Source organism: Mesorhizobium sp. WSM4845, assembly GCF_055811455.1.
Window position 1 is genome coordinate 110,669 of sequence record NZ_JBVVQA010000019.1, and the last position, 22,124, is coordinate 132,792.

Genomic DNA, 22,124 nt, shown 5'->3' on the forward strand with positions numbered 1-22,124 from the left:
ACGGTGAGCAATCGTTTCAAATCGACAGCGGCGCTGGCGGCCGTGCTGATTTCCATAGTGGCGGGCAGCGCTTCCGCCGAAACCGCGCGCATATTCTGGAGGGACCTGCGCCCGGCGACCCAGCCCGCTGCCGAAAGTGTCGGATTGCCGATGGTCGCGGCAAAAATGCCTGACCGTGGCGAGACGCTGTCTGTCAATTTGCGAGACAAGGCCATTCAACTGGCGGGCTACGCGCTGCCGCTCGATCGCGACGGCGATCTCGTCTATCAGTTCCTGCTGGTGCCGTGGACAGGGGCGTGCAGCCACATGCCGACGCCGCCGCCCAATCAGATCGTCCTCGTCACGCCCGCCCGCCCCTACAGAATGTCGCAAGCCTATCAGCCGGTTGCCGTGACCGGCGCGCTGGAGCCGGGCATGGAGAAAAGTCAGCTCTTCATCCTCGACGGTGTCAGCGTGATCCAGTCGGGTTACACCGTACGCAAGGCGGAGGTGACGGATGTCGATCTCGTGCCGGACACGATCACGCTACCGGCAAACTCGCCGTGGAGTTTCCTCAACAAAAAGAAGAACTAAGCGAAAACTCCTCAGGCCGCGTTGGCGCCCGATTCCTTGTCCAGAACCATGTAGTCGAGCGGCATTTCGGTCGTGTATTTGATCTGCTCCATGGCAAACGACGACGAGACGTCGCGGATCTCGATCTTGGCGATCAGCCGCTTGTAGAAGGCGTCGTAAGCAGCGATGTCGGGCACCACCACGCGCAAGAGATAGTCGACGTCGCCGCTCATCCGGTAGAACTCGACCACTTCCGGAAATTCCTGGATGACCTCCGAAAAGCGCCGCAGCCACTCATGGCTGTGCGAATTGGTGCGGATCGACACGAACACGGTGACACGCACATTGACCTTTTCATGATCAAGGATGGCGACGCGCCGCTTGATGACGCCTTCCTCCTCGAGCTTCTGGATGCGCCGCCAGCAGGGCGTGGTCGACAGTCCGACTTTCTTGGCGACATCGGCGACCGCGAGCGTCGCGTCCTCCTGCAAGAGGCGGAGGATTTTTCTGTCAAGGCGGTCCATTTGGGTGCTCCCACGGGATAGATCAGGAATAGATTGGCTATAGTCCTTCTTATTTGGGCCATTCACAAGAAAGAAATTCTGTCAGATGGCGCAAAAGCGAGTGATTTCTTGCTTACGCTTCAGCCGAGGCGATAGCGGATTTCCGATCTCAGAAACGGCAGCAAATCCATTTCAAACCACGGATTGCGCTTCAGCCAGCCGGTGTTGCGCCACGACGGATGCGGTAGCGGCAGCACTTTCGGGGTGCTGGGCGCATCCCAGATGGTGCGCCAATCCATCACGGTCTCCGTCAGCGAGGGCCGGCGCGCAGCGCCCATGTGCCAGGATTGCGCATAAAGGCCGATCGTCAGCACCAGGTCGATATGCGGCATCAGCGCCATCAGCGGCGCACGCCAGGCCGCTGCACATTCGCGGCGCGGCGGCAGGTCGCCGCCCTTGGCATCCTGGCCGGGAAAGCAAAAGCCCATCGGCACGATGGCGAATTTTGTCGTGTCGTAGAATTCTTCGCTGCTGACGCCCAGCCAGTCCCGCAACCGATCGCCGGAGGCGTCGGTGAACGGCGTGCCTGACATATGCACCTTGGTGCCCGGTGCCTGGCTGGCAATCAGGATACGGGCGCTCGACGACGGCCTGAGCACCGGGCGCGGCTCATGCGGCAGCGGCTGGCCGACCGGGTTTTCGACGCAGATTCGGCAGGCGCGCACCCTCGCCGCGAAGTTTTCCAGCTCTCGATCATGCCTGGGGCTCATCCTCAGGCCGCGGCGCTCGGCCGGCTGGAGATCGCCTGATGCCAGCGCAGCACGTTGACACAGTCTTCCGGCACCTTGATGCGCGCCGGCTTCATGAAGTCGATGGCAATCAGCCCGGTGATGTCGGCGATCGAATAGGCGTCGCCGGCGACGAATTCGCGGTTCGCCAGTTCGTCGTCGAGGAGTTTCAGGAATTCAAGGGCTTTCAGCTTGTTGGCCTCGCCCCATTCGGGGATTTGCGGAATTTCCCATTCCTTCATCGCCGGATGGACGTGGCGGAACGCGGCGCTGACGCAGTTGAGCAAGTTGAGCTCCATCCGTCTTTGCCACATCTCGACCAGCGCCTTGCCGAGCGCGCCGCGGCCGAACAACGCCGGTTCCGGGTGCAGTTCCTCGAAATAGCGGCAGATGGCGACGGATTCGGTGATGACGGTGCCGTCGTCGAGTTCGAGCACCGGCAGGCGCTGCAGCGGGTTGCGCGAACTGACCGGCTGCTCTCTGTGCTCCAGTGCGCCCATGTCGACGGGCACCAGCGGAACCTCAAGCCCCTTTTCAGCGAGGAAGACGCGAACCCGCCGTGGATTGGGCGCCCGGCCGCCGTCGAAGAGTTTCATCCATCCTCCTTTCGCACCGGCCCGACGGCCGGAATCGATTGCCGGAAAGCCCGACGCGAAGATTAAAAAAATCTCAGCACATGGCTTGTGTCGTCCGACTGGACGCACCTCGCTCTGTTGCAACACTATAGGGTTGACCATCACCAGAAGCGAAAAATTTCTCGCAAGCCATCGCCGATCGAAGCCAAACGGCCGTGCTTTCTTTCGACCACGTCGTGATCGTGGCTCTCGCGCCAATCGTGCGGCTCGTCGAAAGTGCCGGCCCAGATGCCGGCCTTGCCTGATCGGGCAGCGGCCTCCTCGGTTTCAAAATCGCCATAGGCAACTGCCCAGCCGGCCTCGACCTGGGCGCGGTTGAGATCCTTGCCGCCGGCGTTGCAATCGCCGAGCAGCCGGCGGTATCGATCGCGCTGCCAGCCGCTGCAGGAGACGGGTTTGCCTGATATCAGACGTACCAGCGACTGCCGCGCCAGTTTGCCGCAGGGATAGTCGGCGCCGTCCTTGCGGCAGATTTGCGAATATTCGGGCGCATCAATGCCGCGCATGCGGATGCGCTCGGTACCGAGCGTGATCGTATCGCCGTCATTGACGACGGCGGCACCCTCAGCCTTGCGCGTCTCGATCCGATCAAGGCGCGCCGCCAGAAGGATCAGCAGACCGAGGACAAGCACGGCCAGTGCATAGTCCACCAGCCGGCGCCAAAGGCTTCGCGGCTGCGGCGGGACGTATCGCAGTCCCGGCCGCCGCGACCACGAACGGCTCATATGGCAAACCGTTGGTTAATCATTCGAACGTAGCTTAACAATTTGAAACCGCTGCCCGCATAAATTGAAGTCTCCATGCCCTCGCAACGTTCGACCACAGCGGACAAGTTTATTGTGGACCGCCGGAAACCCCATCGCAACAGCGATGTGGCGCGCGCGGTGCGCAAGACGCGCGACCGTCTTTCGCAGCAGGCCGGAAATCCTGATTTCGACCGCGAGCTGTTGAAACTGCACGCCCGTGCGATGATAGGTGGCGCGATCATAGTTCCGCTTCTCGTCCTGGCGACCGCCGCGACCGGTCTTTTTGCTGGCGTCGGAAAGGCAATTGGCGTCTGGGCGCTTCTTATATTCATCTGCTACGCCATCGTCGTGTTCATGGCGAGGCGCGTCGACCGAACGGAAGCTGCCGAACTCAACCCGCTGCAAACGCACCGTGATTTCCTGATAGGCCATTTCCTTTGCGGCCTGGGCTGGGCCTGGTTTGCCTGGCTCGGTTGCGACACCTGCCAGGTCGACCAGTTCCAGTTGATCAAGGCGGTGGTGCTGCTGCTTGCCATGGCGGCGACGGCGATCACAGCGTCATCGTTGCGCGGTGCGTTGCTGGCGACTTTCGCCGTTCCGGTGGCCGCCTATGCCTATGCCGGCGCCAGGCAGTGGATGCCGGTCGAGTTGATCATGGCCGGGTTGCTGATTGTCTCGCTGCCCTTCTTCGCCTATGTGGCGCGCCGCCTCAATCGCTCGTCCTTGATGCTGCTCTCGTTCCGCTCCGAAAAGGACGCGCTGATTGCCGAATTGGACACGGCGAAATCGATGTCGGACGAAGCGCGCCGACGGGCGGAGGACGCCAACCTGGCAAAGTCGCGGTTTTTGGCCTCGATGAGTCATGAGTTGCGGACGCCGCTCAACGCCATTCTCGGTTTCTCCGAGGTGATGGCGAACGAAGTGCTCGGACCGATGAGCAATCCGACCTATCGCGACTATGCTCGCGACGTCCATGACTCTGGCCAGCACCTGCTCGACCTGATCAACGAAATCCTCGACCTGTCGCGCATCGAAGCGGGCCGCTACCAGCTCAACGAAGAGCCGATGATGCTGCTTTCCGTCGTCGAGGATTGCTGTCACATGATGGAGCTGAAGGCGCGCAACAAGGACATCCGCATCGTCCAGGATTTCGAAAACGCCTTGCCGCGCCTGTTCGCTGACGAACGCGCGGTGCGCCAGATCGCGCTCAATCTTTTGTCGAACGCCATCAAGTTCACCGGAACTGGCGGCGAGATCCGCGTGCGCGTCGGCTGGACGGCGGGCGGTGGCCAATACCTCTCCGTCAAAGACAATGGGCCCGGCATTCCGGAAGACGAGATTCCGGTCGTGCTGTCCGCCTTCGGCCAGGGCTCCATCGCCATCAAGAGCGCCGAACAAGGCACCGGGCTTGGCCTGCCGATCGTCCAAAGCCTGCTCGCCATGCATGGCGGCGAGTTCGAACTCCATTCCAAACTGCGCGAAGGCACCGAGGCGATCGCCATCTTTCCGTTGAGCCGGGTGATGGAGGAATTGCCGGCGCTGCCGACCAGGGCCGTTGCTGCGCGCCGGCGATAGACGCTTAATGCATGTCGCCGCAAAACAACAACCTGAAGCGCGTCGCATGAGGCGGGTCGAACGCGACGCGCTTTAATGCAGCGCCGCTGCCATGCCCGAGGCGGTGAGCGCAGCGGCTTTGACCAGGCCGGCCGCAAGTGCCGCTCCTGCCCCCTCGCCGTGGCTGACGCCGAGATCAAGCAGCGGGCGCAAGCCGAGCCGCTCTGCGGCGCGAGCATGCGCAGGCTCTGGCGACAGGCTGGCAAGCAGGCAATGATCGAGCGCAGTGGCGTCGGCGGCATGCAGCGCCGCCGCAGCGGCTGTCGCCACCAACCCATCGAGCAGGACGGGGATCTTCTGCGTCCGGGCGGCGAGGATGGCGCCGGCAATCGCTGCGAACTCACGGCCGCCAACCCGGCGCAACGCTTCCAGCGGGTCCCTGAGACCTGTGCCGTGGAAGGCTAGCGCGGCATCGACCACTTCCGCCTTGCGCACCCGCATCGATCCATCGGCGCCCGATCCGGATCCGACCCAATCTGCGCCACTGCCGCCAAACAGTGCGGCAAGCAAGGCCGCGGCGACGGTGGAATTGCCGACGCCGAGGTCGCCAAGGCAAAGCAGATCGGCGCCGCCGGCGATCGCCTCCATACCGAAGGCCATGGTGGCGGCACAGCCGCGCTCGTCGAGTGCCGCGTCCTCGGTGATGTCGGCGGTTGGAATGTGCAGCGCAAGATCGAACACTTTCAGCCCGAGATTATTGGCGATGCAGATCTGGTTGATCGCAGCACCGCCGGCCGCGCAAAGCTCGACGGCGTTCGCCGTGGCAGCGACAGGCCGTGGCGAAATGCCGTGGCGAGCGACGCCGTGATTGCCGGCGAAGATCGCCACCAGGGGCCGGTTCACTGCCGGCGGCGCGCGGCCGCTCCAGGCGGCCAGCCAAGCCGCGATGTCCTCGATGCGGCCAAGCGAACCCTTGGGTTTGTCGGCCTTGGCAAACAGCGCACGGACGCGGGCTTCGGCTGCCGTGTCGGCCCGTGGCAGGGTCGCCAGAAGATTGCGAAAATCGTCGAAGGGCAGCGCGCTGGTCATGTCGTTGATGATCGTTCCCGAAGTTGGTGAGCGGCATAGCCGCCTTGCTCGGCCGGCACAACTGCCTGCATTGACGCGAAAGCGGCTGCCGGCGGCGCATTCCGGAGGGCTTGCATTGGCGTTGCCATTACACCATGTGGAGGCGAGACGAGGGATTCCTGACGGAACCCTGAGAGAATAAACATGACGGCCATCGAATCCCCATGCGTCCTGGTCTGTTCGATCGATATGAAAACCGGCTTCTGCTTCGGTTGCGGCCGCACGCGCGAGGAAATCGGCGCCTGGATCGAGATGACCCCTGAAATCCGCCGCAGCGTCATGGCCGAGCTGCCGGCCCGGCTGGAAACGGTTGAGCGCAGACCGCGCCGCGAAACCCGCCGCACCCGCCTGGCGCGCGAACGCGACGCTCTCTCGTGAGCCACATATGAACCGGGTTTTCTGGGTTTTGATGATCCTGATCGGGGTAGGCGTTGTCCTGCTCATGCTCAACGATTCCGCCGGCAGCACATTCGGCGTCGAGAATTACGATTTCAGCCGGCTGATCTGGCTTGCCGCACTGGTCGCGCTCATCGGCGCCGGCCTGCTCAGATCAGGCAGGCCCTTGGGCACGATGGCCCGCAGCCTGGGCACCTGGGCCGTCATCGTGCTCGCACTGATCGCCGGCTACCAGTACCGTTATGAATTGCAGGATTTCGCCAGCCGGGTAACGGCCGGCCTTGTTCCCGGCAGTCCATTGGCGTTGGGCCTCGAGGACGGTCGTGCCACGGTGACCCTGGACAAGGCCGGCAATGGCCATTTCGAAGCGCGCATCATGGTCAATGGCACGCCAGTCCGGGCCGTGGTCGATACCGGCGCAACTAGCACCGTGCTGACCGCGCAGGACGCGCAAGCGGCCGGGTTCAATCCAGCCGCTCTCAATTTCACCATACCGGTTTCCACCGCCAACGGCATGGCGCGCGCTGCCGTCGTGAGAACCGACGAATTGGCGATCGACGGGATCGTGCGCAAGGACATGCCGGTGATGATCGCCGCACCCGGCATGCTCGGCAAGAGCCTGCTCGGCATGAATTTCATCGGCTCGCTGTCCGGTTTCGACGTGCGCGGCGACCGCATGATCTTGCGCGATTGAACAGTCAGGCGGCTTCCGCATCTGTCCCGCTAAAATCGACTGCGGCGAAGGCTGCCTTCAGCACATCGGGCCCGGCGCCCGGCCTTGTCGCATCGGTCGAAAGGATCTGCCGGTAACGGCGCGCACCGGGCAGGCCGTGGAACAGGCCGACCATGTGACGGGTGACATGGCCAAGCCGCCCGCCCCGCTCGATATGGCGTGCCGCATAATCCGCCATCGCATCGATCAGCGCGGCAAAATCGAGCGTTTTGGGTGTGTCACCGTAAAACGCGGCGTCGACGCCTGCCAGAATGCCCGGCGTGTGGTAGGCGGCGCGGCCGAGCATGGCGCCATCGACATGATCAAGGTGGTCAAGCGCCTCCTCAAGGGATTGAATTCCGCCGTTGATCCCGATGAATTTGTTTGGTTTTTTGGTTTTTAGCCGATACACCCTGTTGTAGTCGAGCGGCGGGATGTCGCGGTTTTCCTTCGGGCTCAGCCCTTCCAGCCACGCCTTGCGGGCATGCACCCACAGCGCGTCGGCGCCGGCCGCGAAAACCCCGTCCGCCAGCGCATCGAGCGCCGGCTCGGGATCCTGCTCGTCGACGCCGATGCGGCATTTGACGGTGACGGGAATGCCGACAGACGCCTTCATCGCCGCGACACAATCGGCGACCAGGTCAGGCGCCTTCATCAGGCAGGCGCCGAACGTACCCGACTGGACGCGGTCGGACGGGCAGCCGACATTGAGGTTGATCTCGTCATAGCCGAACGCTTCGCCGATGCGGGCCGCCTCGGCGAGCTTCTGCGGATCGGAGCCGCCGAGCTGCAACGCCGCCGGATGTTCCGTAGCATCGAAGCCGAGCAAGCGCTCGCGCTCGCCGTGGATGACCGCGTCGGCGACGACCATCTCGGTGTAGAGCAAGACCCGGCGCGTCAACTGACGATGGAGGAACCGGCAATGCCGGTCCGTCCAGTCCATCATCGGCGCAATGGCAAATTTGTTATATTCTTCAATCATTTATATATAGTTTTTAAACCACACTGAATTTGGACAGACTGATACTGCCGGCCTCTATGATATGTGACTCATTTCATTCTACTTTTCAAAGCGTAATCATCAATGGCACTCAACACCGCTTTTCTGCTCATGGCACAATACAATGGTAAGGCAATCATTCCGCTCGATGAGGTCCGTCGCGATCCCTTGGCACATTTCTGACTTGTTTCTATTCGCACCGTCTAGCTGACAGACACTTGGCTCACGTAGCGGAGCCAGACTAACTCTGCGTCGCGAGCAGACGTGCAGCTGACTTCAGATCAGCAGTATCCAAACCCTCAACGAAGCGCTCGAACCGCGGCTGGAGATGCGCCCGGGCGGTTTCGTGTTGTCTGCGATCGATCAGAAGGGTAGCCAGGTCGATCGCGGCGCGCAGCTCCCACCCCCACGCGCCCCAACCCTGACTCATTTCGAGAGACCGCCTGAAGTAGGTTTCAGCCTCGTCGGCGCCAGACTGCACTGACGCCAAAACAAGGCAGCCCTTCACGCGCAGCAACTCCGGCATATAGCAGAGATCTCCGTTTGCCTCGACCGACAGGATCGTGTCGTCGAGCAGTGCGAGGGCCTCCGCGAGCCGGCCCGTGGCGGCAAGGCCTTGAACGAGCGCGACGTTGAGCGGAGTGGTGAGCAGTTCGTAGGGTGCTGCGTGGAGCTCCGCGAGACTGCGTTGCAGACTCTCGATTCCCTTCTCCGCATCGCCTCGACGAATGGCCAGTTCTCCCTTGAAGCCTCGTCCTAGCGCCAGATACGGTCCGAGCGAGTGGGGTTCCGCACGCAAGCAGAGACGGTCTATATGCTCGTCCGCGCGGTCGAGATCGCCGACCCAAAGGAACACGGAAACGGCCCAGACAAGAGCGATCGAAAGCGTCAGCGGATGGTTCAGGATCTCGGCGTCCTTGATCGTCAGCAGCGCGCGTTCCACCGCCCGATCCGGATGGCCTTGCAGCCAAAGCGTTCTTGCCAGGATCGCGCCGGCCAGGATTCTCCCGTCGAAGCCGAGATAGTTGGTCGTGGTCCGACCGGAACGCGGCCCGTATCGCAATGCTGCCGCAAGCGAGGTCTGGGCGCGAGCTAGTTCTCCATTGAGGTGAAGCGATATTCCCATCAACGAATGCGCCAATGTCGTGGAGACGGAGTCTTCCAGCGCGTCGGCAATGACGGTGCAACGCTCCGCGTAGCGGAGCGCGGCCCTGAAATCTCCCGTACGCAAATGGAACATCTGCAGCGGCCCGAGAACCTGAATCTGGTCGAGCGCATCGCTGCGCTGCTCGGCAATGGAGAAGCTTCTGTTCAGCGCCACGCGCGCTGCGTCCCTTCCCCCGTGCGTGAACATCAGGGAAACTCCAAGGGCCGCCTGAAGGTGCATCTCCTCGCGTCCGCTGCGCATGGAGTCGTCGAGAGCGAAAATTGCCCGGGAGCTCCAGCGATGGCACTCGGTGAGCAAGGACATCGACAGGAAAAGCGGAGCAGCGGCGGCGGCAAGACGAATGCCGAGCCTGGCATCCCCGTTGGATCCGAAACACCAATCCAGAGCCCCACGCACATTGGCAAGGCCCGCGAGGTGCAGTGATCGTTGCGACGCGCTCGACAACGTAGGCCACTCATTCCCCGTATCCTCCAGCCATCGCAGACAGTACGTCGCGTGCCGGGCGGCCAGTTCCGTGAGTTCCGCATCCTGGACCTCGAACTGAAGGGCATAAGCCCGCGTCGTATCGAGCAGTCGATAGCGCATCGTTGCACCGGCTGGCCTCGCCGCGACGATCGACTTCGCCACGAGGCTATCGATGGCGCTGAATACGAGCGCATCGTCCACGGTCGGGCTCGTTACTATTGTCAGCGCGGCATCGATCGAAAAATGACCGACGAAAACGGCAAGCCGGCGAAGCACCAGGCGCTCGAATTCGGACAGAAGCCCGAAGCTCCAGTCCAGAGTAGCCTGAAGTGTCTTCTGGCGCGGCGGTGCGCTGCGCTGCCCCGGCCACATGAGGGCCAGGCGTTCGTCGAGAAGCATCGCGGTCTTCTGCAGGCCGTAGCTCGCAACCCGTCCTGCTGCCAGTTCGATGGCAAGTGGTACGCCATCAAGCTTCCGGCAGATGTGCGCCACGACCCCCGCATCCGAATCGTCGAGGTCAAGACGAGCACCGCTCGCTGCTGCGCGCTCCAAGAACAGCTCGGTCGCAGGGAACGCCTGCGCGACTGCCGCGGTGGGTTCCAGATCGTCCGGCGGGTAAGCAAGCGGCGCCAGCTTGTAGACGTGCTCGCCTTCGACCTGGAGAGCCTCCCGGCTCGTCGCCAGGATGTGGGCCTGCGGCGCGGAAGCGAAGATACGGGCGGCCAGGTCTGCCGCCGCGTCTATGACATGCTCGCAGGTATCCAGGATCAGGAGGATTCTCTTGTCAGCCAGGTATGTGATGAGAGCGGACGTGGCGTCGTCAGACTGAAGCGACAGGCCCAGCATCGAGGCTACAGTCGGCGCAACCAGGTTGGGATCATTCAGCGCGCCAAGATCGACGAAATGCACAGCGCCGGCAAACGCATCGACGACGTGATGCCCGGCCGCCACTGCAACGGTGGTCTTGCCGACCCCACCCGTGCCGACGATCGTGACGAAGCGCGCGGCCGCCAGCTCCGCGGAAAGCGCGGCCGTGTCGTCGGTTCGCCCAACCATGCGAGCTAGTTGGCTCGGGAGGTTGGCCTGCGGGTAGCTGGCGGCAGCCTCGCTTCGCGCATCGTTGCGACCACCCGATCGCGAGACCGGCGCCACGAAGCAATAGCCCCGGCCCTTCAAGGTAGCGATGTAGCGCGCGCCGTCCTTGCCGTCGCCCAACGCCTTTCTGAGATTGGCCATGTGAAACCGCAGACTACCCTCCTCGACGGTGACGTCGGGCCAGACGTTCGCCAATAAATCCCTCTTGCTGATCACCTCGTTGGAGCGGGCAGCCAAAGTAGCCAGGATATCGAAAGCGCGCCCGCCCAGATCGACGGTGGTGCCTTGCCGCAAGAGCAGCCGTTCGCGGACGGCAAGCGTAAAGGGACCAAATGATATCGTATCGGTTGCAGGCCCTGTCATGACACTCCCTTCGCAGCCTGCTCATGCAGGCGACCACTCACCTATGAGAACAACAAAAGTGGGGGGCTTCGCTGCAAGCCTGCATTCGCCGACGAGCGCTAACGTTGCATCATAATGCATAACGGGCGCTTCGGGCGATCTCCTTCTATGTGTCGAAAGCAGCAAGAACCTCTCTGCCGACGGACCCAAGGAAAACGACCATGCCCGCATCATCGCCATCGCTCACGCGACGAAGCCTGCTTGCCGCATCAGCGGCCACAGGCGCCTTGAGCCTGCTTCCAGCAATGGCGCGCGCGAGCGTCGATAGTGAAGCCGTCCGTCCCTTCCGCGCCGGCATTCCGGAGGAGGCAATCGTCGGTCTCCGCCGACGTCTGGCAACGACGCGCTGGCCCTTGCGGGAAACAGTTACGGATCAGTCCCAAGGCGTGCAGCTTGCAAAGCTCCAGGATCTCCTTCGATACTGGATGACCGATTACAACTGGCGGAAGGTCGAGGCGAAGCTCAACGCTCTGCCTATGTTCGTCACCGAAATCGACGGCCTCGCTATCCACTTCATCCACGTCCGGTCCCGCCATGAGAATGCTATGCCGATGATCATGACGCATGGCTGGCCCGGCTCGATCTTGGAATTCATGAAGGTCGTCGGTCCGCTGACAGATCCCACGGCCCATGGCGGCGCGGCGGAAGACGCATTCCATCTCGTCGTGCCGTCGATACCTGGCTTCGGCTTCTCCGGGAAACCGACGGAGGCTGGCTGGGGCTCAGACCATATCGGCCGTGCCTGGGGCGTGCTGATGAGGCGGCTGGGTTACGACCGCTACGTCTCGCAGGGTGGCGACTGCGGTTCGGTCATCTCCCATCGCATGGCGCTGCAGAAGGTGCCTGGGCTCATTGGCATACACGTCAACATGCCGGGGACCGTGCCGCCGGAAATTGCATCGGTGCTGGCGGCCGGCGGGCCGACGCCGAGCGGACTGACCGAGAAGGAAAGTGCGGCATTCGATGCGCTCGACACCTTCTACAAGGACAGTTCCGGCTGCCGCCATGATGGTGACGCGGCCACAGACCATCGGCTACTCCCTGGTGGATTCACCTGTGGGTCTTGCCGCCTGGATCTACGAAAAGTTCGCGCAGTGGACCTATAACGGTGGCGACCCCGAGCGGGTTCTGACCAAGGACGAGATGCTCGACGACATCTCGCTCTACTGGCTCACTGAATCCGGAACCTCCGCGGCGCAGATCTACTGGGAAGACCACTCCAACAATTTCAATGCCGTGGACATTGCCGATCTTCCGGTCGCCGTGACGGTATTCCCCGGCGAAATCTACTGCGCGCCGCGAAGCTGGACCGAGCGCTGCTACCACAACCTCATCTATTTCCATGAGGCCAAGGCCGGCGGGCATTTCGCTGCCTGGGAACAGCCGGAAATCTTCACGCAGGAGGTCCGTGCAGCTTTCAAATCGCTGCGCTGATCGAAGATCCGATGTCATACAGGATGCATGCCATGACTACCCAAGCAAAACGACTCTACACAGCGAAGGTGCACACAACGGGCGGCCGGGAGGGTGGCTCACGCAGTTCCGACGGCAGGCTGGACATCAGGCTCTCGACGCCCGGCGGCGCGGGCAGCGGCACCAATCCCGAACAGCTTTTTGCTGCCGGTTGGTCGGCATGTTTCGAGGGCGCGATGGCGATCGCCGCGCGCAAAATGAACGTCGTGCTGCCAGCAGACCTTTCGATCGATGCGGAGGTTGATCTCAACAGCGGCGACGGCGCCTTCTTTCTCAGCGCCCGGCTCAATGTGAGCCTGCCAGGGATGGATCGCAACGACGCCCGGGCCGTTGTCGATGCTGCTCATCAGACCTGTCCCTACTCGAAGGCCACGCGCGGCAACATCGAAGTCGAAATTAACCTGATCTAGTCCCTCGGTTTCGGCACTGCCGCGACAGCCCTGGAAACATGAACAAAGGTAGTAGTCCCATGAACGCAATCAAAATTCCGGAAGTCGTCGACCATCATCGCCGACGCCTGTTCGGCATCGCGGCCGCGACCGTGGCGTTGGCTCAGTTAGGAGCGGTCCGAACCTCCACTGCTCAGGGCGGGACGCAGACGACATTAGCCGGCGGGACAGGATCGCGAAACTCACTCGCATCGCTGAAGCAGATCGAGGCTGGTCTGCTCACCGTCGGGTATGCCGAGGACGGCCCGGCGGATGGGCCACCCGTCATACTGCTGCACGGCTGGCCCTACGACATCTACAGCTATGTCGATGTCGCGCCGCTGCTTGCAGGAGCCGGCTATCGGGTCATCATGCCCTATCTGCGCGGCTACGGCACGACGCGGTTCCTGTCGGATGCCACTCTTCGCAACGGCCAGCAGGCTGCGCTGGCGGTCGATATCATCGACCTGATGGATGCCCTGGGCGTCGAAAAAGCGATCGTCGCCGGCTACGACTGGGGCGCGAGGACGGCAAATATCCTTGCCGCGCTCTGGCCGGAGCGCTGCAAGGCCATGGTTTCGGTCAGCGGCTATCTAATCGGCAGCCAGGCGGCCAACAAGGCGCCGCTACCGCCACAGGCCGAACTGCAATGGTGGTATCAGTTCTATTTCGCGACCGATCGTGGCCGTGCCGGCTATGCGCAATACACGGACGACTTCGCCAAACTGATCTGGCGGCTCGCCTCACCGCGCTGGAACTTCGACGATGCGACCTTCGCCAGAAGCGCCGCTGCGTTCAAAAACCCCGACCACGTCGACATCGTCGTCCACAACTACCGTTGGCGGCTCGGCCTTGCTGAAGGCGAGCGCCGCTATGACGAACTGGAGGGAAAGCTTGCCAAGCGCCCGGAGATCGACGTGCCAACGATCACGCTGGAGGGCGACGCGAATGGTGCGCCACATCCCGATCCCGACGCCTATGCGAAGAAATTCTCCGGCAAGTACGAGCATCGGCTGATCACCGCGGCATCGGGCATGACCTGCCGCAGGAGGCGCCTGATGCCTTCGCCACGGCCATCATCGATGTCGACAAGTTCTGAACGCGGACGGAGCGAGCGCATGAGACGCAATCTTGCAATTGCAGCCGTCATCGCCGTGTCGATCGCTTTCGCTATCGGCTGCGTTGAGATCGACAGCGTTCGAGCTAAGAACGCGGAAGCCTCGCCGATCTACGGCGTGACGATCCCGGTCGGTTACCGCAGCTGGGAACCAGGACCTGGCCACCTGGTCGCAGGCATGCGGTCTAGCCTGCGACCTTGATGAGCGCCCGCTCCATGGCTGCAAGGAAGATGTCGACATGCTCGGCCTGGCAAACGAGCGGCGGGCGCACTTTGAGCGAATCCTCGTTGGCCCCTGTCGTGCTGACAAGGACGCCGTCGTCGCGCAGTGCGTTCACGACATCCAGCGCCATTGCCCGCCGGCTTGCCGCCGGGGCACCCTCACGCCCGATGTCGATGCCAAAGAACAGACCGGCGTTTCGGATAGCGCGAACTCCATATGGCTGCTGTGCGATTTTCTCCAGCCCGGCTCGGAGGCGCTGGCTCATGGCAAGCGCTTTCTGGGGGATCTGGTCGCGCTGCAGGATCGCCAGCACGGCGTCGGCGGTCGCTATGCCAACCGTATTTCCGGCGAACGTGTTGGAGTAGCGAGCGGTTGCGCCAAATTGCTCCATCGGTGCTTTGCGACCAACGACCGCGCCAATTGGAAATCCGTTGCCCATCGGCTTGCCGAGGGTAGCGAGATCGGGAACGATCCCGTGCCGTTCAAAGCCCCACATATGAGCGCCGGTTCGCCCAAAACCCGGCTGAACCTCGTCGGCGATGACGAGACCACCTGCCTCCCGCACCGCCGCAACTCCGCCGGCGATGAAGCCGGGGGGATCGACCCATACGCCATCGCTGGAAAAAATACTGTCGATGAGCAGGGCCGCAACGCCGATGCCACGACGGTTCAGATCTACGATGGCCGCGCGTACTTGCGCCTCGAAAAAGTCCGCAGCCTGGGCTTCCGGCACACCCTCCGGCCCCGGCAGGGAAACCATGCGCACGAATGGGCTGAGCTTGACGGCGTCGCCCAGGTTCGGGGAAACCGCGGCGACAGCCGCGCTGGTGCCGTGATAGGCGTAGCTCGAGACGATCACGCCTTCATTGCCGCTCGCAAATCGCGCGATACGCAGGGCCAGATCGTTGGATTCACTTCCCGTGCAGGTAAAAACCACCCGGTCGAGCTCGCTTGGGAAAGTGTCGACCAGTCGCTCGGCATAGTCGACAAGTTTTGGCTCGAGATAGCGCGTGTTGGCGCTTATCCGGCCCGCCTGTTCAGCCATTGCGGCGTTTACTTCTGGGTGGCAATGGCCGAGCGACGGCACGTTGTTGTAGAAATCAAGATAGGCACGCCCGTCAGGGTCGTAGAGCCACATGCCTTCGCCGCGAACGAAGTGCACGGGCCGGCGGTACTGAAGCCGATAGGAGGCCCCAAGTACTTCGTCACGGCGAGCAATGAGCTCGGACTCGCGCCTCGGAAGATCGGATTCGCCGGGCCTGTAGCGATTAGGCATGAGATCTGTGGACATGTGCTGCTGCCTATCTGAAAGAGTACCTTGATCAATTCGCGGTTCGTCTTTTGGCTACCGTGCCGGTCGAGCGAACCGAGATGCGTTACGGCTGAAACGACGACATTGCCGCCAGGACGGCTGCCTCGCCCGATGCGACACCAAGAGGCGCCAGGATGGAAAGTCCGTGCTCGGCACGCGAGACATTCTTTTTGATGTATTGGGCATCGGCCGGAAAAAGGTGGGACCGCCAGTAGTTGACCAGGATCAACGCGCTTTGTCGCGCCCGCATCAGTCCGACGAGCAATTTTGCTTCCAGTGCCGAAAGTGCAATGACAGAGGCATAGCCGGCAATAAGATGCTCGGCTCCACCCAAAGGAAGTGTCGAATCCCCTACGACGTGACTTGCTGCGATCGCCAGGTCCTGGATCCTGGGGCTCCAGCAGCCATCGCCGAAATCGATAAAACCCATTCCCTGGCCAGTCACCATCATGTTGAATGGGCTGGGATCATTATGCGTTACCTGCCACGCCACATCAGAGATTTGTGGCTCAACGAACTCCGCATACTCCGCCATCGCGACGCGTACGCTCTCGGCAATGCTCGGGGATGGCAGGTATTGCTCCAGTTCCATCAACCTCGAACAGCAACCGACATGCCAAAGAACGGGACGGTAAGCCGCGGGCACACTGACCAGCTCAAGAGCCAGGTCCAGCCGGGCGAGAGCGCTGCCGGTTCGAAAAAGCAGGTCGGGAGTTGGCGTCGCCTGGTGCAGCGGAATGCCCTCGATCCGGGTCTGCAAGTACCCGCATGTCCCCTCTTGCTCGAACATCCCCTCTTGCTCAAACATCAACGCGCCGCTGGTCGTGCGGAGCACTTCGGGTGCAACGAAGCCCGTGAACCCTTGCAATCCGGCCATGGCGGCGGTTTGAAAACGAAAGCTGTCGACCGCCTCCGCTGTTGCCGACGTCTTCAGGATCAACCGGCGGCCGTCCGACAGGTTGACCTCAATGGTGCGCTCAACCTCGGAGGACAATGTCGCGATCGATCCCGTCAATCCGTAATGGCGCTTCAGCAGTGCCGCCGACATGTCCGGTTCGGAAGCGCCCGGCCGCATCGCCAGGCTTGCGGCGGCAGCGCGAAAATAGGCTTCGGTTGAAGCTGCCGCGTAAGGCAGATGGTCGCATCCTGCCGTCATGGAGCCATCGAGCTGACCAGCTTCCTCATCGGGGACCAGATCACCATAAGCGCCCAATTCGAAAGATCCTCGCCTGTTGGGGACGGTTGTTCTTCATGCTTCGACAGATGGAGCGCTCCAGCGATGACGCCCCGCAGGTCTATTTCTCGCGGTATTTCAGACGGCGCCGCTGGCCGCCCTCGCAAAATGGGCGCAGTGCTCTGCGGGTCTCCGGCCTATCCTCGCCCTCAGAGTCCGAAAACGCCCGGTAGCTGCGTCACGTCACGGATTTCCGTATACTCGTAATAGGGGTTGGCCGGCTCATGGCCGCGATTGACCCAGACCTTGCTCTTGATCCCCAGATCATAGGCAGACATCAGGTCGTGGCGGAATGACGAGGACACATGCGTGATATCCTCCGGGCCGCAGCCCAGCGTGTCGAACATGTACTCGAACGCCTTGAAATGCGGCTTGTAGGCACCCGCCTCTTCAGCGGTCAAGACGGCATGAAACGGCGCACCGAGCTTTGCCACGTTCGACGGAATCTGGGCCACCATGGAGTTCGTCAGGGTGACCAACGGAATTTCCTTGGCCAGCTTGGCCAATCCCTCGGGAACGTCCGGATGCGGCCCCCAAGTCGGGATGCGGTTGTAGATCGTTTCGGCGTCTTCGGCACGGAACGCGACGCTGTTGCGGCGGCAGGTGCGTTCCAGTGCGTTGTGAACGACATCTGCATAAGGCTTCCAGTCCTGCAGCACCTCGTCGAGGCGGTAGCCCTGGAAATTCCTGATGAATTCAACCATGCGCGGCCCATCCAGAAGATGACCGAACAGGTCCCTGGCGGCTTCCGCCATTTGGAAATTGATGAGCGTGCCGTGGCAATCAAACGTCACGTATTTCGGCCGGAAGCGATCCATGTCCTTGGTTCCTGTCAATCTGCCCTATCAGCCGAGCATAATCGCAGGCGTCCGGCAGAATGTGCGGCAATGCATGGTCATTCAGCACAAGGCCCTCCGGTCGACAGCCAAACCAGCACGCCCTTTCGCAGCGCTGTCTCTTTCGCCCCGCCTGAGCCGATACGGGCGCAAAGGCGACCTTATTTTCTTAGTTTAGCTGTTCTCAAGCACCTGCCGCTTGAACGATCCCTCGGACTCTGCGGTCAGCCAATCGCGCAATGCGGAGAGGCCGCTTGAAACAATGATCGACTTCGGATGGATCAGGCCGTAGTCCGTCCCGTCGCGATCAAAGCCGAGTGGTGCTTCCAATCGCCCATTCGCGACGTCATCCGTTGCAATCGCCTGGGGGGCAAGAGCAACGCCAAGACCACCCAGGGCCGCTTCTGCCATCAGGAAATGATGATCCAGCAATCGGGTCGTTCGAGGACGCGGCGCATCCATGTGCGCGTCGAGCCACGCTTCCCAGGCATCCGGTCGCGTCCGTGATCCGAGCGCCACATAGTCGCCACTCTCGAACCGCTTGCGCAGGGATGGCAGCATGACCGGACCGACGCGCTCGGGCATCAGCCTGATGATGGTCCATTCCGGGTCCACCGGAAAATCGAGACGGCGGATCGCAAGCGTCACCCGGTCACGCGCGAAGTCGAGCCCTCCGCCGCCGGTCGACAGATGCACCTCGACGTCCGGGTATCGATCCTGAAACCCAGACAAGCGGGGGATCAGCCAGCGCATCGCCAGCGAGCGCTCGCAGGACAAGATGATCGGAATGGGCGTCGAGCTGGATCTGATCTTTGCCAAGGCATCAGTGATTAAATGGAACGCCTTGCCGGTCGCCTCCGCCAGCTTCGCGCCATCGGAGGTCAGACGCACCCCGCGCCCGTCCGCTTCGAGCAAGCGCAAGCCAAGATCGGCGGAGAGTTTGGAGACGCGACGGCTGACTGCACCATGCGTCAGAGCGAGTTCGGCCGCCGCAGCACGCACAGACCCCAGACGCGCCACTGTTTGGAAGGCACGCAGATCGTCGAGTGAAGGTAGGTCAGATCGTTTCATTGGTGATTTCATATCACCATAAATCGTCAGATCATATCGATATTCGGTTCTCACCGTTCTGCTATTCTCACCAACATGAAGCAGACCACATCTCTCCTCGTCGGGATAGTCGCCGACGATCTGACCAGTGCTACCGACGGCGCGGCGGCCTTTCTCGCGAGAGGCTATGCACCTGTGATCAAGCGACAGGTCGACGGCGCGGAGAATGGAGCTATCACTTCTATCGATACCAACAGCCGCGCCTCCGACATCTGGCAGGCGACAAGGGCTATCGCCGACGCCGTGTCGGCCCTCTCGCATGCCCGCCTTCTGTTCAAAACGATCGATTCGACCCTGCGCGGCCATATCCGCGTGGAAGTCGCCGCCGCCTTTCGCGCCAGCGGCCGGAGCAGGCTTGTCATCGCTCCAGCCTTTCCCGAAGCGGGGCGGCTCACCGTCGGCGGGATCCAGACGGTGAACGGCATTCCCGTGAGTCAGAGCGTCTACGGCCGTGACCCAGTCCATCCCGCAGGCACATCGCACATTGCCGATCTGGTCGACCCGTCCCTGGGGATACCGATCATTCTCGCAGCAAACAGTTCCGGCGATGCGGCGACGAAAGGGTCCATTCTGATCCTCGACGCCGACAGTCAGAACATACTGAACCGGCAGGTCGCCGACATTCCCGATCCCGAGACTGTCCTTTGGGTGGGCTCCCCTGGTCTCGCCATCGCGCTGGCATCGCTGGTCCCTGCAGTGCCGGACGAACGCCCGGTAACGGGCAAAGCCGCCGGGCAGGTGGTGATCGTCGCAGGAAGCACCAATCCGGTGACGCGCGTCCAATGCGAGACCTTGCGTGTACGAGGCGTTCCCGTCGTCAGCGACCTGGCCGACGCTCCCGGCGACGCCCGTGTGATTTGTCTTCGGGCACCGCTGCAAGGGCAGGAGAATGCCAGCGCGGTGATGACGAACCTCGCCGGACAAGCAGCCGCAGCGGTCGCCCGGCGCGACTATGACGCGGTGATCGCCACCGGCGGCGAGACGATGGCCGCGATCCTCGACCGCCTCGGCATCAACGGGTTCCTTCTCACCCGCGAGTTGGAGCCCGGCTTTCCGGTTGGCCGCGCCGAACGGGCGGATGGAGAGCCGCTCACCATCGCCATGAAGGCGGGAGGCTTCGGCTCACCCTCTGCACTCCTTGATGCCGCCCGCGACCTGCTGGCAAACCGCTTTCACGAAAGGCTCTGATCGATGACCGCCCATGACGCTCCTCTCGCCGTGACCATGGGCGATCCCTCCGGCATCGGCCCCGAGATCATCGCAAAAATGTATCTCCGTCGCCCGGACAAGCGACACTGGATCGTCGTCGGTGATCCGCTGGTGATGACCCACGCCCTTTGCGGGCTCGATGCTGATGTGCGGATCCGGCCGATCGCTTCCGTCGATGAGACCGTGCTCGATGACGGAACCCTCAACGTGCTTTGCTCCTCGCAGCTTTCCGCCCTGCCACCGGTCAGCCAGGTTTCGGCCGTCAGTGGACGCGCGGCGTTCGACGCCATCGTTGTCGCGATCGGACTGGCGCGGGACGGTTGGGTGGGCGGCATCGTAACGGCGCCGATTCACAAGGAAGCACTTGCAGCAGCCGGTTTGCACTATCCCGGCCACACCGAAATCCTGGCCGATCATGGCGGGGCTCCCAAGGTCGCCATGATGCTGGCGAACGAGGACATTCGCACGGTCCTCGTCACCATCCATTGTTCGCTGTCCGAGGCGATCCGCAAAGGCGATTTCGCGGCGCAGATGGATGCCATCCGGTTGGCCGATGCCGGTGCGAAGGCGCTCGGCATCTCCCATCCGCGCGTCGCCGTCGCCGGCCTCAATCCGCATGCCGGCGAAGGCGGTCTCTTCGGAGACGAGGAAATCCGCATCATCCGGCCGGCAATCGAGGCGGCCCGTGCCGAAGGCATCGACGTCTCCGGCCCATGGCCAGGCGACACCGTGTTCATGCAGGCCCGCAAGGGCCGGTTCGACATCGTGGTCGCCCAGTATCACGACCAGGGTCTCATCCCGGTCAAATATATGGGCCTCGACCATGGCGTGAACGTCACGCTGGGCCTGCCATTCGTGCGCACCAGCCCCGATCACGGCACCGCCTTCGACATCGCGGGGTCCGGCGTTGCCGACCCCTCCAGCCTGGAGACCGCCTTCGACTACGCCCTTAGGCTGAAGGCCTCCCTCCCCTACCAGAAAGCCGTCACCCCATGACCCAATTCGACTTCATCTTCATGCTGACACGCAACGACCGCACGGTGACCGACGCCGCCGTCCACGCCGAAACGGCGCTCAGAGCCGGAATCCGCCACATCGGCTTCAAGGACATCGGCCTGCCGCTCGACGCGCTTGCCGCCCTCGCCCGCCAGATCCGCGAGGGCGGAGCCAACACTTATCTCGAAGTTGTATCGCTCGACCGCGACAGCGAGATCCGCTCGGTCAAGGCGGCGATCGACCTCGGCGTCGACTTTCTTCTCGGTGGCACCCATGCCGAAGACGTGCTGCCGCTGCTGGAAGGGACGCCCATCCGCTACTATCCGTTTCCGGGTCGCATCGTCGGGCACCCGAGCATTTTGGAAGGATCGCAGGCCGAGATCGTCAAAAGCGCGGTCGCGCTCGCCAGCCATCCCGGTGTCGCCGGTCTCGACCTTCTCGCCTACCGTTCGGCAGGCAATGTGCCGTCTCTGATCGACGCTGTGTGCCGGGCCGTGCCCAAGCCCGTTATCGTCGCGGGATCGGTGGACCGGCCGGATCAGATCAACACCATTCGCAACAGTGGCGCAGCGGGATTTACCGTCGGCACCTCCGCGCTGGACGGCCGGTTCCCGGCGGAGGATCCCGCACTGGAATTCCAGCTGCGGGCGATCTCGGCGTGCCTCGAAGGACATCAAGAGAGCGTGGGAGGTTAGTCCTGGTCAAAATAAATTACAAATTGAACTCAACACGGCGGAGCTTCGAGCAATCGAGGAAGCTCCAGACCAGAGTTCTCTGCCACTCCATTCGATCGCATAGACAAACGCCCTGTCGACGCACCTGCCCGCGCGCCGTCGCAACATCGAGGTCTTTGATGCCACGCCCGATCGTCGAACGGCCAGACCGGTGATCTCAGACACCACCGCAAGCCCACAACCCGCAGCACGAGCCTCACTCGCAGCGAATACCCGGCGGCCACGCTCGTCCGCTTCGAGCGGTCCGCCTCCACCGCTGCTCGATTCCGCGTGGTCGATCATGCCCGATCGGTAACCCACAAAGCGAC

21 protein-coding genes and 3 pseudogenes are annotated in these 22,124 nt (G+C 62.5%); 12 read left to right on the forward strand and 12 right to left on the reverse strand.

The genetic code is table 11. From position 1 onward, the window contains the following. Nucleotides 1-3: 3 nt before the first annotated feature. Nucleotides 4-573, forward strand: a complete 570-nt coding sequence (locus tag AC0L2C_RS21450) for a DUF3299 domain-containing protein (protein ID WP_473524379.1) — start codon at nucleotides 4-6, stop codon at nucleotides 571-573. Nucleotides 574-584: 11 nt separating this feature from the next. Here AC0L2C_RS21450 and AC0L2C_RS21455 read toward each other — a convergent pair whose 3' ends face one another. From AC0L2C_RS21455 to AC0L2C_RS21470, 4 genes are all read right to left on the reverse strand, one after another. Next, the gene (locus tag AC0L2C_RS21455; protein ID WP_006333679.1) at nucleotides 585-1,076 is read right to left on the reverse strand and encodes an Lrp/AsnC family transcriptional regulator; all 492 of its coding nucleotides are present in this window, start codon (nucleotides 1,074-1,076) and stop codon (nucleotides 585-587) included. 119 nt (nucleotides 1,077-1,195) lie between these two features. Next, on the reverse strand, nucleotides 1,196-1,888 hold the full coding sequence (locus tag AC0L2C_RS21460; RefSeq protein WP_473524380.1) for a uracil-DNA glycosylase family protein: 693 nt from the start codon (nucleotides 1,886-1,888) through the stop codon (nucleotides 1,196-1,198). After that, nucleotides 1,828-2,439, reverse strand: a complete 612-nt coding sequence (locus AC0L2C_RS21465) for a glutathione S-transferase (protein ID WP_128169516.1) — start codon at nucleotides 2,437-2,439, stop codon at nucleotides 1,828-1,830. Before AC0L2C_RS21465 ends, AC0L2C_RS21460 begins: the two co-directional genes overlap by 61 nt. Before the next feature lie 140 nt (nucleotides 2,440-2,579). Beyond that, complete coding sequence (locus tag AC0L2C_RS21470; protein ID WP_473524367.1) at nucleotides 2,580-3,203, reverse strand: thermonuclease family protein; 624 nt, start codon at nucleotides 3,201-3,203, stop codon at nucleotides 2,580-2,582. 75 nt (nucleotides 3,204-3,278) lie between these two features. Here AC0L2C_RS21470 and AC0L2C_RS21475 point away from each other — a divergent pair, with 75 nt between their 5' ends. Next, nucleotides 3,279-4,799 (forward strand): sensor histidine kinase, encoded by a 1,521-nt coding sequence (locus AC0L2C_RS21475; RefSeq protein WP_473524368.1) that lies wholly within the window; start codon nucleotides 3,279-3,281, stop codon nucleotides 4,797-4,799. Between the two features lie 72 nt (nucleotides 4,800-4,871). Here AC0L2C_RS21475 and AC0L2C_RS21480 read toward each other — a convergent pair whose 3' ends face one another. Next, nucleotides 4,872-5,867: a nicotinate-nucleotide--dimethylbenzimidazole phosphoribosyltransferase gene (locus AC0L2C_RS21480; RefSeq protein ID WP_473524369.1), complete on the reverse strand. Its 996-nt coding sequence runs from the start codon at nucleotides 5,865-5,867 to the stop codon at nucleotides 4,872-4,874. A gap of 183 nt (nucleotides 5,868-6,050) precedes the next feature. On the opposite strand from AC0L2C_RS21480, the gene AC0L2C_RS21485 reads away from it, so the two are divergent. Further along, complete coding sequence (locus AC0L2C_RS21485) at nucleotides 6,051-6,284, forward strand: DUF1289 domain-containing protein (protein WP_027151770.1); 234 nt, start codon at nucleotides 6,051-6,053, stop codon at nucleotides 6,282-6,284. A 7-nt stretch (nucleotides 6,285-6,291) separates the two neighbouring features. Continuing rightward, the gene (locus tag AC0L2C_RS21490; RefSeq protein WP_473524370.1) at nucleotides 6,292-6,996 is read left to right on the forward strand and encodes a TIGR02281 family clan AA aspartic protease; all 705 of its coding nucleotides are present in this window, start codon (nucleotides 6,292-6,294) and stop codon (nucleotides 6,994-6,996) included. A gap of 4 nt (nucleotides 6,997-7,000) precedes the next feature. Here the strand turns inward: AC0L2C_RS21490 and dusA are convergent, their stop codons facing one another. Further along, nucleotides 7,001-7,996 (reverse strand): tRNA dihydrouridine(20/20a) synthase DusA, encoded by a 996-nt coding sequence (gene dusA / locus AC0L2C_RS21495; protein ID WP_473524371.1) that lies wholly within the window; start codon nucleotides 7,994-7,996, stop codon nucleotides 7,001-7,003. Between the two features lie 102 nt (nucleotides 7,997-8,098). Here dusA and AC0L2C_RS21500 point away from each other — a divergent pair, with 102 nt between their 5' ends. Continuing rightward, the gene (locus AC0L2C_RS21500) at nucleotides 8,099-8,197 is read left to right on the forward strand and encodes a pyocin activator PrtN family protein (RefSeq protein ID WP_473524372.1); all 99 of its coding nucleotides are present in this window, start codon (nucleotides 8,099-8,101) and stop codon (nucleotides 8,195-8,197) included. Nucleotides 8,198-8,255: 58 nt separating this feature from the next. On the opposite strand, the gene AC0L2C_RS21505 is transcribed toward AC0L2C_RS21500, so the two are convergent. Next, nucleotides 8,256-11,105: an ATP-binding protein gene (locus AC0L2C_RS21505; protein WP_473524373.1), complete on the reverse strand. Its 2,850-nt coding sequence runs from the start codon at nucleotides 11,103-11,105 to the stop codon at nucleotides 8,256-8,258. 200 nt (nucleotides 11,106-11,305) lie between these two features. Between AC0L2C_RS21505 and AC0L2C_RS21510 the strand changes: the two are divergent. The 4 genes and pseudogenes from AC0L2C_RS21510 to AC0L2C_RS21525 all read left to right on the forward strand — a co-directional run bounded on the left by AC0L2C_RS21510 (nucleotide 11,306) and on the right by AC0L2C_RS21525 (nucleotide 14,364). Beyond that, nucleotides 11,306-12,578: pseudogene (locus tag AC0L2C_RS21510) on the forward strand (epoxide hydrolase family protein). Between the two features lie 32 nt (nucleotides 12,579-12,610). After that, on the forward strand, nucleotides 12,611-13,027 hold the full coding sequence (locus tag AC0L2C_RS21515; protein ID WP_023801884.1) for an organic hydroperoxide resistance protein: 417 nt from the start codon (nucleotides 12,611-12,613) through the stop codon (nucleotides 13,025-13,027). 59 nt (nucleotides 13,028-13,086) lie between these two features. Beyond that, nucleotides 13,087-14,144: pseudogene (locus AC0L2C_RS21520) on the forward strand (alpha/beta fold hydrolase). A 19-nt stretch (nucleotides 14,145-14,163) separates the two neighbouring features. Next, nucleotides 14,164-14,364 (forward strand): hypothetical protein, encoded by a 201-nt coding sequence (locus tag AC0L2C_RS21525; RefSeq protein ID WP_419693283.1) that lies wholly within the window; start codon nucleotides 14,164-14,166, stop codon nucleotides 14,362-14,364. Here the strand turns inward: AC0L2C_RS21525 and AC0L2C_RS21530 are convergent. The 4 genes from AC0L2C_RS21530 to AC0L2C_RS21545 all read right to left on the reverse strand — a co-directional run bounded on the left by AC0L2C_RS21530 (nucleotide 14,348) and on the right by AC0L2C_RS21545 (nucleotide 18,892). After that, complete coding sequence (locus AC0L2C_RS21530) at nucleotides 14,348-15,676, reverse strand: aspartate aminotransferase family protein (protein WP_473524374.1); 1,329 nt, start codon at nucleotides 15,674-15,676, stop codon at nucleotides 14,348-14,350. The genes AC0L2C_RS21525 and AC0L2C_RS21530 overlap by 17 nt on opposite strands. An 85-nt stretch (nucleotides 15,677-15,761) precedes the next feature. Beyond that, on the reverse strand, nucleotides 15,762-16,910 hold the full coding sequence (locus AC0L2C_RS21535; RefSeq protein ID WP_287227988.1) for a phosphotransferase enzyme family protein: 1,149 nt from the start codon (nucleotides 16,908-16,910) through the stop codon (nucleotides 15,762-15,764). A gap of 170 nt (nucleotides 16,911-17,080) precedes the next feature. Next, complete coding sequence (locus tag AC0L2C_RS21540) at nucleotides 17,081-17,749, reverse strand: haloacid dehalogenase type II (protein WP_287227990.1); 669 nt, start codon at nucleotides 17,747-17,749, stop codon at nucleotides 17,081-17,083. A 192-nt stretch (nucleotides 17,750-17,941) separates the two neighbouring features. Further along, nucleotides 17,942-18,892, reverse strand: a complete 951-nt coding sequence (locus tag AC0L2C_RS21545) for a LysR substrate-binding domain-containing protein (RefSeq protein ID WP_287227992.1) — start codon at nucleotides 18,890-18,892, stop codon at nucleotides 17,942-17,944. Nucleotides 18,893-18,913: 21 nt separating this feature from the next. Here AC0L2C_RS21545 and AC0L2C_RS21550 point away from each other — a divergent pair, with 21 nt between their 5' ends. Genes AC0L2C_RS21550 through AC0L2C_RS21560 form a run of 3 tightly spaced genes read left to right on the forward strand, consistent with a single transcriptional unit; the run spans nucleotide 18,914 to nucleotide 21,777 of the window. Next, nucleotides 18,914-20,065 carry a four-carbon acid sugar kinase family protein gene (locus AC0L2C_RS21550; protein WP_473524375.1) on the forward strand — a complete coding sequence of 384 codons (1,152 nt, stop codon included), beginning with the start codon at nucleotides 18,914-18,916 and terminating at the stop codon, nucleotides 20,063-20,065. Nucleotides 20,066-20,068: 3 nt separating this feature from the next. Then, complete coding sequence (gene pdxA, locus AC0L2C_RS21555; RefSeq protein ID WP_287227996.1) at nucleotides 20,069-21,082, forward strand: 4-hydroxythreonine-4-phosphate dehydrogenase PdxA; 1,014 nt, start codon at nucleotides 20,069-20,071, stop codon at nucleotides 21,080-21,082. After that, nucleotides 21,079-21,777, forward strand: coding sequence for a beta/alpha barrel domain-containing protein (locus AC0L2C_RS21560; protein WP_287227998.1), 699 nt, complete (start codon nucleotides 21,079-21,081; stop codon nucleotides 21,775-21,777). Before pdxA ends, AC0L2C_RS21560 begins: the two co-directional genes overlap by 4 nt. Before the next feature lie 109 nt (nucleotides 21,778-21,886). Here the strand turns inward: AC0L2C_RS21560 and AC0L2C_RS21565 are convergent. Further along, a pseudogene (locus tag AC0L2C_RS21565) lies at nucleotides 21,887-22,098 on the reverse strand (hypothetical protein); the annotation flags it as partial. Nucleotides 22,099-22,124: the final 26 nt, after the last annotated feature.